This window comes from Pseudomonas sp. BIOMIG1BAC (assembly GCF_001705995.2).
In the GTDB taxonomy this organism is placed as follows: domain Bacteria; phylum Pseudomonadota; class Gammaproteobacteria; order Pseudomonadales; family Pseudomonadaceae; genus Aquipseudomonas; species Aquipseudomonas sessilinigenes.
Genome location: NZ_CP049045.1, coordinates 3,745,404 through 3,760,613 on the forward strand (window position 1 = coordinate 3,745,404; position 15,210 = coordinate 3,760,613).

At 65.3% G+C, this 15,210-nt stretch carries 10 protein-coding genes; 6 read left to right on the forward strand and 4 right to left on the reverse strand.

Translation table 11 applies throughout. The features are described 5' to 3' along the window. Window positions 1-52: 52 nt before the first annotated feature. The 3 genes from ATY02_RS17360 to ATY02_RS17370 form a co-directional block, all read right to left on the reverse strand. Window positions 53-496, reverse strand: a complete 444-nt coding sequence (locus ATY02_RS17360) for a CopD family copper resistance protein (RefSeq protein ID WP_068588500.1) — start codon at window positions 494-496, stop codon at window positions 53-55. Window positions 497-602: 106 nt separating this feature from the next. Then, window positions 603-1,682 carry an AraC family transcriptional regulator gene (locus ATY02_RS17365; RefSeq protein WP_068588434.1) on the reverse strand — a complete coding sequence of 360 codons (1,080 nt, stop codon included), beginning with the start codon at window positions 1,680-1,682 and terminating at the stop codon, window positions 603-605. A gap of 185 nt (window positions 1,683-1,867) precedes the next feature. Continuing rightward, window positions 1,868-2,884, reverse strand: a complete 1,017-nt coding sequence (locus tag ATY02_RS17370) for a phosphotransferase enzyme family protein (protein WP_206600598.1) — start codon at window positions 2,882-2,884, stop codon at window positions 1,868-1,870. Window positions 2,885-3,099: 215 nt separating this feature from the next. Here ATY02_RS17370 and fabG point away from each other — a divergent pair, with 215 nt between their 5' ends. Genes fabG through ATY02_RS17385 form a run of 3 tightly spaced genes read left to right on the forward strand, consistent with a single transcriptional unit; the run spans window position 3,100 to window position 6,778 of the window. Then, complete coding sequence (fabG, locus tag ATY02_RS17375) at window positions 3,100-3,873, forward strand: 3-oxoacyl-ACP reductase FabG (RefSeq protein WP_068588431.1); 774 nt, start codon at window positions 3,100-3,102, stop codon at window positions 3,871-3,873. A 29-nt stretch (window positions 3,874-3,902) separates the two neighbouring features. Then, a complete protein-coding gene (locus ATY02_RS17380) occupies window positions 3,903-5,453 on the forward strand; it encodes an APC family permease (protein ID WP_068588427.1) in 1,551 nt (516 codons plus the stop codon). A gap of 11 nt (window positions 5,454-5,464) precedes the next feature. Continuing rightward, a complete protein-coding gene (locus ATY02_RS17385) occupies window positions 5,465-6,778 on the forward strand; it encodes an aspartate aminotransferase family protein (protein WP_068588424.1) in 1,314 nt (437 codons plus the stop codon). A gap of 167 nt (window positions 6,779-6,945) precedes the next feature. Here ATY02_RS17385 and ATY02_RS17390 read toward each other — a convergent pair whose 3' ends face one another. Next, on the reverse strand, window positions 6,946-8,850 hold the full coding sequence (locus ATY02_RS17390) for an acetate--CoA ligase (protein ID WP_068588421.1): 1,905 nt from the start codon (window positions 8,848-8,850) through the stop codon (window positions 6,946-6,948). A gap of 356 nt (window positions 8,851-9,206) precedes the next feature. Between ATY02_RS17390 and mexE the strand changes: the two genes are divergently transcribed. Genes mexE through ATY02_RS17405 form a run of 3 tightly spaced genes read left to right on the forward strand, consistent with a single transcriptional unit; the run spans window position 9,207 to window position 15,067 of the window. Beyond that, on the forward strand, window positions 9,207-10,454 hold the full coding sequence (gene mexE, locus ATY02_RS17395; protein WP_068588418.1) for a multidrug efflux RND transporter periplasmic adaptor subunit MexE: 1,248 nt from the start codon (window positions 9,207-9,209) through the stop codon (window positions 10,452-10,454). A 15-nt stretch (window positions 10,455-10,469) separates the two neighbouring features. Then, on the forward strand, window positions 10,470-13,649 hold the full coding sequence (locus ATY02_RS17400; protein ID WP_068588415.1) for an efflux RND transporter permease subunit: 3,180 nt from the start codon (window positions 10,470-10,472) through the stop codon (window positions 13,647-13,649). Next, a complete protein-coding gene (locus ATY02_RS17405; protein ID WP_068588412.1) occupies window positions 13,646-15,067 on the forward strand; it encodes an efflux transporter outer membrane subunit in 1,422 nt (473 codons plus the stop codon). The genes ATY02_RS17400 and ATY02_RS17405 overlap by 4 nt, the downstream gene beginning before the upstream one ends. Window positions 15,068-15,210: the final 143 nt, after the last annotated feature.

The window sequence follows — 15,210 nt, forward strand, 5'->3', positions numbered from 1 at the left end:
CTGTCGTTAAGGAGGCTGGGGCGTTGATTTGCATCAAACGCCGGCCTTGTGGCTACCAGGCCAGGTAGAACATGGCCTTGGCCAGCACGACGATCGCGATCATGTGGCTGAACACGCTGGCATGGATCAAGCGTGTCCAACCGGCAGTCATGCGCTCCTGGCGAAACAGCAGCATCGCCCAGACAAAGTGCAGCAGCACGCTGGCCGCCAGCGCGATCTTCAATGCCAACAAGGTGGCGAACGCAGAAGCCAGGGGAGCCGCCAGCAAGGGCAGGTAGCGTTGCCAGACCATACCGATACCGGCCCCGAACAACACCAGCAGCACCCAGGGCATCAGTTGTCGAGCACGTCGGCCAATGGCTTGCTCGAGCAGGAGCATGAGCCTGGCCGGCAGTTGCTTGCGGATGTTGTCCAGGAACAGGACTTCGAAAAACACCGTCCCGATGAAAATCAGCGCGGCGAACAGGTGCAGGGTCAGCAACACGGGGTAAATCATCATCCCCTCACGGATGGCTATGACAGGCTCCAGCCTAGCCCCACCCCTGCCCGTTCCCCTTGATGCCAATCAAGTAAGCATCTGCCAATGCATGCTGCCTCTGGCCTCAGGTGGCGTGGCCATCCGCACCACGGTGGGCCTGGCGCCATTGGATGGGGCTGACGTCGTACCAACGGCGAAAGGCTCGCGAGAATGCACTGATTTCCGAATAGCCCAGCGCCAGGGCCAACTCCGAAATGGGCAGGGTCGACTGTTGCAGGTAGTACAGGGCCAGCTCCTGGCGCACGGTGTCGACCAACGTCGAAAAGCTCAGGCCGCTTTCACTCAGGCGTCGCTGGATGGTCCAGGTGGGTATACGCAGGTTCTGCGCGACGTGCTCCAGGCTCGGATAACCCTCGCCCAGAAGATCCCGGACCTGGGCCCGCACTTGCGCGACGATGCCGGGCTGCGCCTGGCCCATGCCAGCATGGCAAAGCTTGCCCATGCTCTCCAGCAGGATCGCCAGGAGCTTGGGGTCGTGATCGGGCATCGGCCGTTCCAGCACACTGCGCCGAAACACCAGGGCATTGCAGGGCTGGCCGAACAGCACCGGCGCATCGAACACTTTGCAGTGCTCGTGCCAGGCCTCGGGTTGCGGATGCTCGAACAGCACCCGCTCCGGCGCCCAGTTCTGCCCCAGGGCATGGCGTATCAGGTTGCTGAACATGCCCATGGACAACTCGGCATCCTGGCGCTTGCGCAGGATCGCACCGTGCTGCACCTGGTAGTCGAACCGGCACCATTGGCCCTCCTCCACCAGCCGTAGCAAGCTGCCTTGCTGGTGTGCCGGAAAGGTCCTGGCGACATTGCGTAGGCACTCGCCGAGGGTCGCCGAGCACAGCCCGACATACCCCAGGAACCCCAGGGAGTCCGGGCGAAACTGTTGCCCGTAGCGCAGGCCGAAATTGTGATTGCCGGTTTGCCGGGCAGCCTCCTCGAACACCGAGCAGTACTGGTTCAGGTCCAGGCTCAGGGTCGGGTGCAGCAGTTGCTCAGGATCGATGCCCGCCATGCCGAGAATCCGCTCGGGGCTACCGCCCTGTTGCTGGATGAACTCGCTCAGGCCGCTGGCCGCCGAAGCCAGGATGCCGATCTGGCGCTCATGGGAAGCGGCCTGGCAGGCCGTGGACGTTGTGACGGCGGGCATCTGCAACCTCCTTGCACAATCACCCTGGACAGATGGCTGAAGCAGGCAAGTTCCATTCCAGATCCTCAGTTTGCCCTGGCCCTGCACCAGCGGCGCCCTCAAGCCCGCCCCTATGGGCGCAACACGTGGGTGCAGGTCGCAGGCTGCTGCTCTGGGGTGGTGCGTAGCGGTTTGTAACATTCGTCTCAATGCCCACCATGGGACATGACATCCCGCAGCCCGTCATCCAGGTAGCGCCGGCACAATCCCAGGGTCTGCGCCACCCAATCGCGCCCCAGGCTCTCGACCTGCGGCGTGCCCCGGTGGGTTCCGGTCCAGGCCAGCAATTGCAGGCGCCGCTGCATGATCAATGTCGGCAGCATGGCCAGGTCCTCATCGCCAAGGCTCAGCCGGCTGCAGTAGCCCTGCAGCCAGTTGTCGATCCATTGCGGCAACTCGACGTGATGCTCGAAGAAGCTCAGGGCAGCGGCCAGGTCGTGCAGGTACCAACCCAGCCCGCAATCATCGAAATCGATGATTCGCGTCTGTTCGCCCTGCACCAACAGGTTGGCCAGGCGCAGGTCGGCATGGATCAGGCCGAAGCGCCCGGCCCCCTGGCCATACTCGGCCAGGCGCTGGCCGAGTAGGCCGACCACCTCGCCGATCAGCGCCCGGTCCGGCTCAGCCAGGTAAGGCGCTGCCTGCCATTTACCCCAGTGCCCTTGGGCACCGAGCATGCTCGCGTGGTTCCAGGTCATGCGGGTAAACCCCTCGGGCTGGCGCCAACGTCGGGCCTGTTCGTGCAGTCGGGCATTGATCGCCCCGAGACGGCGGAACGAGGCATCCAGGCCCTGGGGCGCGGGCTCGCTGCCCTCGATCCAGTCGAACAGCACCACATAGCGGCGGCCCAGCCCCGCCAGCTCGACCTGCTGGATCAACTGGCCATCCAGGCCTGCAATGGCATTGGGCACTTGCAGCCCCTCCTCACGCAGTGCCGCCAGCCACCACAGCTCGCTGACGATCTCCTGGTACGAGTGATAGGCCTGGCGGTGGACCCGCATCACCGAGCGGCGCCGTGCGTTGTACAGCACATAGGTGGCGTTTTCCGAGTGGCTCAGCAGCCGCAGTTGTCCCTGCAGCGCCGGGTCGTAGCGCAAGGCGGCCAGGCTGGCCAGGGGGGCGATGGCATCCAGGCCGGTGGCAAGGTTCGAGGCAGTCATCATCAGCACGCTCCAGGGTAGATAGGCCACCACAGGATGCGAGGCCGCCAGGGAACGTCGCTTGACCCGCCACGGCGAAATCTTGACTCCAGGACACAAGGCGTCCTGTGATCGCCACCGATTTGATAATTCAGGGTAAAAGTTGTGCCGCACGGTCAAGTGCGACCGTGCGTTGAAGTTTCAACATCCAGACAACCTCACGAGAAAAGGACTTAACCATGCTCACTTCCCTTCAAGGCAAGAGCGTTCTGATCACCGGCGCCACCAGCGGCATCGGCCTGGGTATCGCCTACGGATTCGCTCGCCAGGGTGCACAGGTCGCCATCACCGCCCGGCACGCCGACAAGGTCGAGGCCGTGGCCAGGCGCATGCGCGATGAAGGCTTGAAGGTCCACGGCTTCGTTGCCGATGTGGCGCAAGGCGAAGCGGTGAAGCGGCTGATCAACGATGTGGTCCGGGTCCAGGGTGGCCTGGATGTACTGTGCTGCAATGCCGGGGTGTTCCCGTCGGCCAGCCTCGAGCAGATGAGCGAGGCCGACTGGGACGGGGTACTCGCCACCAATGCCAAGGGCAGTTTCCTCTGCGTCCAGGCAGCCCTGCCCCACCTGCGCCGGGCCGAGTACGGCCGGGTGATCCTCACGTCCTCGATCACAGGCCCGGTCACCGGTTTTCCCGGCTGGGCCCACTACGGCGCCAGCAAGGCCGCGCAACTGGGCTTCATGCGCACCGCAGCGATCGAACTGGCCCGTGATGGCATCACCATCAATGCCGTGCTGCCGGGCAACATCCTCACCGAAGGCCTGCAGGGCATGGGCCAGGAGTACCAGGACAGCATGGCTGCCTCGGTGCCCCTGCGGCGCCTGGGCAGTGTCGAGGACATTGCCAACGCCGCGCTGTTCTTCGCCTCCCGCGAAGCCGGCTACATCACTGGGCAGAGCCTGATCGTCGACGGCGGCCAGATCCTGCCCGAATCCCTCCAGGCCCTTGCCTGAAGCCTCACCCCTGTTGACGGAGTGCCCCCATGAGCGAGATCTACACGGACAAGCTGCCCCAGCAACTCGATGCACCGGCCAGGCCCCATGAAGTCCAGCGCTTGCGCAAGAACGCCGTGGGCCTGATGGGGGTACTCTTCATGACGGTGGCCACGGCGGCGCCGATCACCGCCATGCTCGGCAACGTGCCGATCGCCATTGGCAGCGGCAACGGCCAGTACGCGCCCGCCGGCTACCTGGTGGCGACCCTCATCCTGGCGCTGTTCGCCATCGGCTATGCGCAGATGGCCAAGTACATCACCGCCACGGGGGCGTTCTACGGCTTCATTTCCCACGGGCTGGGCCGAGTGACCGGCATGGCGGCCGGTATCGCCGTGACCTTGACCTACATCGTCTTCGAAGCGGCCCTGGTGGGCATCTTCGCCTTCTTCTGCGTCGACCTGCTGGCCAGCTTCAGCGGGGTCCAGGTGCACTGGATCGTGTTCGCCCTGGCCATGCTGGCGGCCAACGGCATCCTCAGCTACTTCGATATTTCCCTGACCGCCAGGGTCCTGGGCATCTGCCTGGTCCTGGAGATCCTGATGCTGGCGATGATGGCGTTCGCCGTGCTCTGGCACGGTGGCGGTCCCCAGGGGCTGGTGCCGGAATCGATCAACCCGCTCAAGGCCCTCACCCCGGCCCAGGGGGTGATCGGCGCCAATGCCGGTATCGGCCTGTTCTTCGCCTTCTGGTCCTGGGTCGGCTTCGAGTCCTCGGCCATGTACGGCGAGGAGTCGCGCAACCCGAAAAAGATCATTCCCCTGGCCACGCTGCTGGCGGTGATCGGTATCGGCGTGTTCTACGTATTCGTGTCCTGGATGGCCATCGCCGGCGTAGGCCCCAGTGAAGCCATCCGCCTGGCCCAGGACCCGGCCCAGGCCGCTGAGGTGTTCTACGGCCCGACGCGCCTGTACCTGGGCGAATGGGCGGTGGGCCTGTTCAAGCTGCTGGTGGTGACCGGCTCGTTCGCCTGCGGCATGGCCTTTCACAACTGTGCCTCGCGCTACCTCTATGCTCTGGGCCGGGAGAACCTGTTCGACTGCCTCGGGCGCAGCGTGGGGCGTACCCATCCACGCCACGGCTCGCCCCATGTGGCCTCTACCGTGCAGAGCCTGATCGCCACGGCCATCGTCCTGGCCTTCCTGGCCGCAGGCAAGGACCCCTATGCCGACCTCTACGCCCTGCTGGCGATCCTCGGCACCATGGGCATCCTGATCGTCCAGGCTCTGTGCGCCTTCGCGGTGGTCTGCTACTTCCACCTGGGAACCCGCCATGTGGCCCAGCGCCACTGGTTCAAGACCTTTCTCGCGCCACTGCTGGGCGGGCTGGGCATGCTCTACGTGGTCTACCTGCTGTTTGCCAACCTCAGTTTCGCCGCCGGCAGCGCGGCACAATCGCTGCTGTTCAAGCTGATTCCCTGGATAGTCGCCGCCAGCTTCGCCCTGGGTGCGGCCATTGCCTTGTATTTCCGCCACTTCGACCGCCGCAAGTACCACATCATCGGCAGCATCGTCATGGACGATGAGCGCCAAGAGCCCTGAGGAGCCTCGCCATGTTGAAAGTCAATGCCTTCCAAGCCGAGCACGCCGAGGCCCTGGACAGCGCCCAGCGCGCCATGATCGAGCGCCGGCAACGCTTGCTGGGACCGGCCTACCAACTGTTCTACGAGCAACCCCTGCACCTGGTCAGCGGCAGCGGCGCCTGGCTGCAGGACCACGCCGGGCGCCGCTACCTGGACCTGTACAACAATGTCGCCTCGGTCGGCCATTGCCATCCGCGGGTGGTCCAGGCCCTGGCCGAGCAGGCGGCGCAACTCAATACCCATACCCGCTACCTGCACGAGGGCGTGCTGGACTACGCCGAAAAACTCCTGGCCACCCTGCCCACAGAGCTGGGCCAGGCGATGTTCACCTGCACCGGCAGCGAGGCCAACGACCTGGCCTTGCGCATTGCCCGGGACTACAGCGGCGGCACCGGGGTGATCGTCACCCGCTACGCCTACCACGGCATGACCCTGGCGATTGCCGAGCTGTCGCCCTCGGTGGGTGACTACGTGCCGCTGTCCCGGGACTGCCGGGTGATCGATGCGCCCCTGCATGACCCACTGCACCCGGAACGGGTGGGCCAGGTGTTCAGCGCCCAGGTGCGCGCGGCCATCGCCGATATGCAGCGCCATGGCATCCGTCCGGCAGCGTTGCTGGTGGACACCCTGTTCACCAGCGACGGGGTGTTCGCCGATCCGCCGGGCTTCCTCGCACCGGCAGTCGAGGCCATCCGCCAGGCCGGCGGCCTGTTCATCGCCGACGAAGTACAACCCGGGTTCGCCCGTACCGGCAGCCATATGTGGGGCTTCGAGCGCCATGGCCTGGTGCCGGACCTGGTGACCATGGGCAAGCCGATGGGCAACGGCCATCCATTGGCGGGCCTGGCGGTGCGCCCGCATATCCTGCAGCGTTTTGGCCAGCACGCCAGCTACTTCAATACCTTTGGCGGCAACCCGGTGTCCGCCGCCGTGGGCCTGGCAGTGCTGCAAGTGATCGAGGACGAAGGCCTGCAGGCCAACGCCCTCGTGGTGGGGCGCAGACTCAAGCAAGGCTTGCAAGGCCTGGCCGCCAGTCACCCATGCCTTGGGGAAGTACGCGGTGCCGGGCTGTTCCTGGGGGTCGATATCCTGGAGCGCGGTACCGGCGAAATGGACCCGCGGATGGCTCGGCGCCTGGTCAACCTGCTGCGCGACGAAGGCATGCTGATCGGGGTTGCCGGGGCGGCCAACAGCACCCTGAAGATCCGCCCGCCACTGTGCTTCAGCCAGGACCAGGCCGAGCAGTTCCTCCACGCCCTGGAACAGGTCCTGCGGCGCCTGTAAGGGCCGCGCCAGCGTTGAAAACCCCGCCAGTCAGTCAACCTGTAGGAGCGAAGCCTGCTCGCGATGGTCGTTAACGCCAGCGCGTATTGACTGGCTCAACGCAGCGTTCTTAAGTCCATCGCGGGCAAGCCGGATCGCTGCCCGCTCCTTCAATCTCCTTGAACACCCTAGCCCGGCCCTGCTCCATAAAAACCCTGCTCGGCGAACAGCTGGCGCAGCTCATCGAGCACCTTGACATCCTCGATGGTCGCCGGCACCGCCACTTCCGGGCCCCGGGCCAGGCTGCGGATAGTCTTGCGCAGGATCTTCCCCGAGCGGGTCTTGGGCAGGCGCTTGAGCACCAGTACCCGACGCAGCGAAGCCAGGGCCCCGACCTGCTCGCGTACCCGCTGCACCAGCTCCTGCTCCAGTTGCCCGGGGTCCACCCGGGCGTCCTGCTTGAGCACCACGAAACCCACCGGCACCTCGCCCTTGAGGACATCGTCCAGGGCCACCACGGCGCATTCGGCCACCGCCGGGTGCTCGCCCAAGGCTTGTTCCAGGCTGCCGCTGGACAGGCGATGGCCGGCTACGTTGATCACATCGTCGATGCGTCCCATGACGAACACGTAACCCTGGGCATCCACATAGCCGCCGTCGCCGCTCAGGTAGTAGCCGGGAAAGGTCCCCAGGTAGCTGTCGAGAAACCGCTGGCGGTCCTGCCACAAGGTATTGAGCACCCCGGGCGGCAAAGGCAGGCGCAAGACGATGTTGCCCGGCTCGCCAGGGGGCACCGGGTCGCCCTGGTCATCGAGCACCGCCAGCTGGTATCCGGGTACCGGCAGCCCGGCCGAACCGGACCTGACCGGGTAGCCGGCGTCGATCCGCGGCGTGCTGACCACCGGCCAGCCGGTCTCGGTCTGCCACCAGTGATCGATCACCGGGCATGGCAACGACGCACGCAGCCAATCGTAGGTGGCCGGGTCCAGGCGCTCGCCGGCCACGTACACCGCCTTCAGGCAGGACAGATCGTGTTCCTGGCGCAGCCGGCCATGGGGGTCCTCGCGCTTGATGGCGCGAAAAGCGGTGGGTGCGGTGAAGAACACATTGACCCGGTGTTCGGCGATCACTCGCCAGAACGCGCCGGCATCGGGGGTGCGCACCGGCTTGCCCTCGTAGAGCAAGGTGGTGCAACCACGGATCAAGGGCCCGTAGACGATGTAGGAATGCCCCACCACCCAGCCGATGTCCGAGGCGGCCCAGAACACCTCGCCAGGCTGCGCATCGTAGACCGCCTGCATGCTGTAGTTCAGGGCCACCGCGTGGCCGCCGTTGTCGCGTACCACGCCCTTGGGCTTGCCCGTGGTGCCCGAGGTATGCAGCACGTACAACGGATCGCCAGACATCACAGGCACGGGCGGTACCGCATCGGCACTGGCCATCAGCGCGTCCCAGTCGACATCGCGCCCAGCCTGCAATTGGGCATGGGCCTGGGGCCGGGCCAGCACCACTACCCGGGCCGGCGCCTGGGCCACCCGCTCCAGTGCCTGGTCCACCAGTGGCTTGTAGGGCACCACGCGCTCGTACTCGAGGCCGCAGCTGGCGGTCAGCAGCACCTTGGGCCGGGCATCGTCGATGCGCACCGCCAGCTCCACCGCGGAGAAACCGCCGAACACCACCGAATGCACGGCCCCCAAGCGGGCACAGGCCAGCATGGCGATCACCGCTTCCGGGATCATCGGCATGTACAGCACCACCCGGTCGCCCTGCTCCACCCCCAGCGCCCGCAACATGCCGGCACAGCGAGCCACCTGCTCGAGCAGTTGCCCATAGCTCAGGCGTCGCTGCTGGCCGCTGACCGGGGAGTCGTAGATCAGCGCCAGCCGCTCGCCATGCCCGGCCAGGACATGGCGATCCAGCGCCAGGTGGCAGGTATTGAGTTGCCCGTCGGCAAACCATTGATAGTGCTCGGGACTCTGCTGCTCGAAGATGCGTTGGGGAAAACGCATCCAGTCCAGCTGCCGGGCCTGTTGGCGCCAGAAATCGCTGGGATCGTCCTGGGCATGGGCCGTGGCGGTCAGGTAGGCATTCATTGGGCGATGTCCTGTTCTTGTTGGAAGTCGAAGGACCCGCGCCGTACCAGGCCGGCACAGGCCCAGGTTCCATCCTGGAGAGATCGCGGCCTGCGTGCTTGACCTTGCACCACAGTTTTTTGACCCTGGCCTGCATGAGGTCCGGGGCCCTCTCGGCCCGATCAATATTGCGTCTGGCGAAAGAATTAATTGCGCGTGAGGGAATTGATAGCCACCTAACGAAAGGTGCATGCTAGAGGGCTTTCCTGCGGCTTATATCATTCCGAATGATAGTTACCTTTGCTTCATTCGATTCGTGAGATACAAACCCGCCGAGCATCATCCGCCCATCTCAAATTACCTTGGCGGATGTATCCATGGACCAGTCAGTCAAACTCTTAAGTTTTCCACTAGCCGCGCTCGCCGTGGTGGTGTTGAGCGCCTGCGGCAAGGCTCCACAGACCGCCTCTGCCCCACCGGCAGCCAAGGTCAGCGTGGCCAAGGTGCTGGAGCAGCCTGTCAACGAGTGGGATGAGTTCACCGGGCGCCTGGAGGCGCCGGAAACCGTCGAGATCCGCCCACGGGTCTCGGGCCAGATCGACCAGGTAGCCTTCACCGAAGGCGCCCTGGTGAAAAAAGGCGACCTGCTGTTCCAGATCGACCCACGGCCGTTCCAGGCCGAAGTGCGCCGCCTGGAAGCCCAACTGCAACAGGCCCGGGCCACCGCGACCCGCAGCGCCAACGAAGCCCAGCGTGGCCAGCGCCTGTTGACCAGCAACGCGATTTCCGCCGAGCTGGCCGACACCCGCACCAGCGCCGCCCAGGAAGCCCGGGCCGGGGTCGATGCGATCCAGGCGCAACTGGACCTGGCCAAGCTCAACCTCAGCTTCACCCGCGTCGTCGCCCCCATCAGCGGTCGGGTCAGCCGGGCGCAGATCACCGCCGGCAACCTGGTGACCGCCGATGTCACCGCGCTGACCAGCGTGGTCTCCACCGACAAGGTCTACGCCTACTTCGACGCCGACGAGCGCGTGTACCTCAAGTACACCCAGCTCGCCCGCCAGGGCCAGCGCGGCCAGAGCACCCCGGTGTACCTGGGCCTGTCCAACGAGGACGGCCACCCGCACCTGGGCCAGATGAACTTCGTCGACAACCAGGTCAACCCCAAGACCGGCACCATCCGTGGCCGCGCGGTGTTCGACAACAGCGACGGCAGCTACACCCCGGGCCTCTACGCCCGGCTGAAGCTGGTGGGCAGCGGTACTTACTCGGCGATGCTGATCAACGACGAAGCCGTGGGCACCGACCTGGGCAAGAAGTTCGTGCTGGTGATGGACGCCGATAACAAGCCGGCCTATCGCGCCGTGGAACTGGGGCCGAAGATCGAAGGCCTGCGCATCGTGCGCAACGGCCTGAGCAAGGACGACACCATCATCGTCAAGGGCCTGCAACGGGCACGCCCGGGGGCACCGGTCACGCCTGAGGTGATCCCCATGGCCAGCAAGGAAACCCTCGCTGCCCTGGCCCAACAACGCCAAGCACTGGAAGCCAGCAACCTGCCGCAGGTCACCCCTGCCAAGCCGGCTGTGGCCGTGAAACTCGCCGCCGCGAATCCGCGCGGTTAAGGGACGACTCTCAAGATGAATTTTTCCCAATTCTTCATATCAAGGCCGATCTTCGCAGCGGTGCTATCGCTGCTGATCCTGATCGCCGGCGCCATCTCGCTGTTCCAACTTCCCATCAGCGAATACCCGGAAGTGGTCCCGCCGACCGTGGTGGTACGCGCCAACTTCCCGGGGGCCAACCCCAAGGTGATCGGTGAAACCGTGGCCGCGCCGCTGGAGCAGGCCATCACCGGGGTCGAGAACATGCTCTACATGTCCTCGCAATCCACCGCCGACGGCAAGATCACCCTGACCGTGACCTTCGCCCTGGGCACTGACCTGGACAATGCCCAGGTCCAGGTGCAGAACCGCGTGACCCGGACCCAACCCAAGCTGCCGGAAGAAGTGACGCGCATCGGTATCACCGTGGACAAGGCCTCCCCCGACCTGACCATGGTGGTGCACCTGACTTCGCCGGACAAACGCTACGACATGCTCTACCTGTCCAACTACGCCATCCTCAACATCAAGGATGAGCTGGCGCGCCTGGGCGGCGTGGGCGACGTGCAGCTGTTCGGCATGGGCGACTACTCGCTGCGCGTGTGGCTGGACCCGAACAAGACCGCTTCGCGCAACCTGACTGCCACCGACGTGGTCACTGCGATCCGTGAACAGAACCGCCAGGTGGCTGCCGGTGCCCTGGGCGCGCCACCTGCGCCCAACGCCACCAGCTTCCAGCTGTCGGTCAACACCCAGGGCCGCCTGGTCACCGAGGAAGAGTTCGAGAACATCATCATTCGCTCCGGCGAAGACGGCGAGATCACCCGCCTGAAGGACATCGCCCGGGTCGAGCTGGGTTCAAGCCAGTACGCCCTGCGCTCCCTGCTGGACAACCAGCCGGCGGTGGCGATCCCGATCTTCCAGCGTCCGGGTTCCAATGCCATCGAGATCTCCAACGAAGTGCGGGCCAAGATGGCCGAGCTCAAGCAGAGTTTCCCCGAAGGCATGGACTTCAGCATTGTCTATGACCCGACCATCTTCGTCCGTGGCTCCATCGAGGCAGTGGTGCATACCCTGTTCGAAGCCCTGGTACTGGTGGTACTGGTGGTGATCCTGTTCCTGCAGACCTGGCGCGCCTCGATCATCCCGCTGGTGGCCGTACCGGTCTCGCTGATCGGCACCTTCGCGGTGATGCACCTGTTCGGCTTCTCGCTCAACGCGCTGTCGCTGTTCGGCCTGGTACTGGCCATCGGCATCGTGGTGGACGACGCCATCGTGGTGGTGGAGAACGTCGAACGTAACATCGGCCTGGGCCTGAACCCGGTGGAAGCCACCAAGCGCGCCATGCGCGAGGTGACCGGCCCGATCATCGCCACCGCCCTGGTGCTGTGCGCGGTATTCGTGCCCGCGGCCTTCATCAGCGGCCTGACCGGACAGTTCTACAAGCAGTTCGCCCTGACCATCGCCATTTCCACGGTGATCTCGGCCTTCAACTCCCTGACCCTGTCCCCGGCCCTGGCGGCGGTGCTGCTCAAGGAACACCACGCGCCCAAGGACCGTTTCTCGCTGTTCCTCGACAAGCTGCTGGGTGGCTGGCTGTTCAGGCCGTTCAACCGCTTCTTCGAACGCGCCAGCAACGGCTACGTCGGTACTGTGCGCCGGGTCATCCGTGGCAGCGGCATCGCCCTGTTCCTGTATGCCGGCCTGATGGTGCTGACCTGGTTCGGTTTCGCCCACACGCCCACCGGCTTCGTTCCGGCCCAGGACAAGCAGTACCTGGTGGCCTTCGCTCAATTGCCGGATGCGGCGAGCCTGGATCGTACCGAAGACGTGATCAAGCGCATGTCCGACATCGCCCTGAAGCAGCCTGGAGTGGAAAGCGCCGTGGCCTTCCCCGGCCTGTCGATCAACGGTTTCACCAACAGCCCGAACAACGGCATCGTCTTCGTCACCTTGAAGCCCTTTGAAGAGCGCAAGGACCCGAGCATGTCCGCCGGCGCCATCGCCGGGGCCCTGAACGGCAAGTACGCTGATATCCAGGATGCCTACATGGCGATCTTCCCACCGCCACCGGTACAGGGCCTGGGCACCATCGGCGGGTTCCGCCTGCAGGTCGAAGACCGTGGCGGCCTGGGCTACGAGGACCTGTACAAGGAAGTGCAGAACGTCATCGCCAAGAGCCGCAGCGTGCCGGAACTGGCCGGGTTGTTCACCAGCTACCAGGTCAACGTGCCCCAAGTGGACGCGGCCATCGACCGGGAAAAGGCCAAGACCCACGGCGTGGCGATCTCGGACATCTTCGACACCCTGCAGATCTACCTGGGTTCGCTGTATGCCAACGACTTCAACCGCTTCGGACGCACCTACCAGGTCAACGTCCAGGCCGAGCAGCAGTTCCGCCTGGAAGCCGAGCAGATCGGCCAGCTCAAGGTGCGCAACAACAAGGGCGAGATGATCCCCCTGGCGACCTTCATCAAGGTCAGCGACACCGCAGGTCCCGACCGCGTCATGCACTACAACGGCTTCGTCACCGCCGAGATCAACGGCGCGGCAGCCCCGGGCTACAGCTCCGGCCAGGCCCAGGCGGCGATCGAGAAACTGCTCAAGGAAGAACTGCCCAACGGCATGACCTACGAATGGACCGAGTTGACCTACCAGCAGATCCTGGCTGGCAACACTGCGCTGTTCGTATTCCCGCTGTGCGTACTGCTGGCCTTCCTGGTGCTGGCCGCCCAGTACGAAAGCTGGAGCCTGCCGCTGGCGGTGATCCTGATCGTGCCCATGACCCTGCTGTCGGCCATTGCCGGGGTGATCATCTCCGGTGGCGACAACAACATCTTCACCCAGATCGGCCTGATCGTACTGGTGGGCCTGGCGTGCAAGAACGCGATCCTGATCGTCGAGTTCGCCAAGGACAAGCAAGAGGAAGGCCTGGACCCGCTGGCCGCGGTACTGGAAGCCTGCCGCCTGCGTCTGCGGCCGATCCTGATGACCTCCTTCGCCTTCATCATGGGCGTGGTGCCCCTGGTGATCTCCAGCGGCGCGGGTGCGGAAATGCGTCATGCCATGGGTGTGGCGGTGTTCTCCGGGATGCTCGGGGTGACCTTCTTCGGCCTGCTGCTGACCCCGGTGTTCTATGTCCTGATCCGCAACTACGTGGAGCGCAGCGAGGCCCGCAAGGCCGCCCGCACCCCGCAACTGGAGGCGCAACAATGAGTTCGAAAGTCTTCCTGCCGAGCCTGCTGGTACTGGCCCTGAGTGCCTGTGCCGTAGGTCCGGACTACCAGACCCCAAGCACCGAGGCGGCGCACATCAGCGCCGCCGGCGACACCGCTGCGGGCCAGAAGAACTTCGATCGCGCACGCTTCGAAGGCATCTGGTGGCAGCAGTTCGACGATCCGACGCTCAACCAGCTGGTGAGCCAGTCGCTCAAGGGCAACCGTGAGCTGCGGGTGGCCTTCGCCCGCCTGCGGGCCGCCCGGGCGATCCGCGATGACGCCAGCAACGACGCCATGCCGACCATCACCAGCCGCGCCAGCAGCAACCTGGGCAAGGGCCAGGTACCCGGCCAGACCAGCAAGCGGGTCAATAGCGAGCGCTACGACCTGGGGCTGGACATGGCCTGGGAGCTGGACCTGTTCGGCCGCATCCAGCGCAACCTGGAAGCCACCGAAGCCGACCAGCAGGCCGCCGAGGCCGACCTCTACCAACTGCAGGTGACCATGATCGCCGAGCTGGTGGACGCCTACGGCCAGCTGCGTGGCGCGCAACTGCGGGAAAAGATCGCCCTGGCCAACCTGGATAACCAGAAGGCCTCGCGCAAGATCACCGAAAGCCTGCGTGATGCCGGAGTGGGCGACCAGCTGGACGTGGTCCGCGCCGATGCGCGCCTGGCCGCGGTGGAGGCCAGCGTGCCACAACTGCAGGCCGAGCAGGTACGCCAGCGCAACCGCATCGCCACCCTGCTGGGTGAGCGTCCGGACAAGCTCAGTGTCGACCTTTCGCCCGCGCAGTTGCCGGCCATTGCCAAGGCCTTGCCGATCGGCGATCCGGGCGAGCTGCTGCAGCGCCGGCCGGATATCCTCAGCGCCGAACGCAAGCTGGCCGCCGCCACCGCGCGAATCGGCGTGGCCAAGGCCGATCTGTTCCCGCGGGTCAGCCTCAGTGGTTTCCTCGGTTTCACCGCCGGGCGTGGTTCGCAGATCGGCTCCTCGGCGGCCAATGCCTGGGCCCTGGGCCCGAGCATCACCTGGGCCGCCTTCGACCTGGGCAGCGTGCGGGCGCGCCTGCGCGGCGCCGACGCCAATGCCGACGGCGCCCTGGCCAACTATGAGCAGCAGGTGCTGCTGACCCTGGAAGAATCGGAGAATGCCTTCAGCGACTACGGCAAGCGCCAGCAGCGCCTGCTCTCGCTGATTCGCCAGAGCGAGTCCAGCCGCGCCGCCGCCGACCTGGCCGAGATCCGCTATCGCGAAGGCACCGTGGACTTCCTGGTGCTGCTGGACGCCCAGCGCGAACGCCTGGCCGCCGAAGACTCCCAGGCCCAGGCCGAAGTCGAGCTGTACCGCGGCATCGTCGCCATCTACAAGGCCCTGGGCGGTGGCTGGCAACCCGAGACGGTGGCCAGCAACTAAGTATTTGCAACGAGCTCCTTTGGTTGGCCGCAACCAACCAATGTTTGGCCCCGTGGATCATTCGGTCGCGGGGCTTTTTTTTGCCCGGATACCGACCTGCCGCTACGCAAGGCTGCGTCCGGCTGGGGCGGCATACCGGTGCC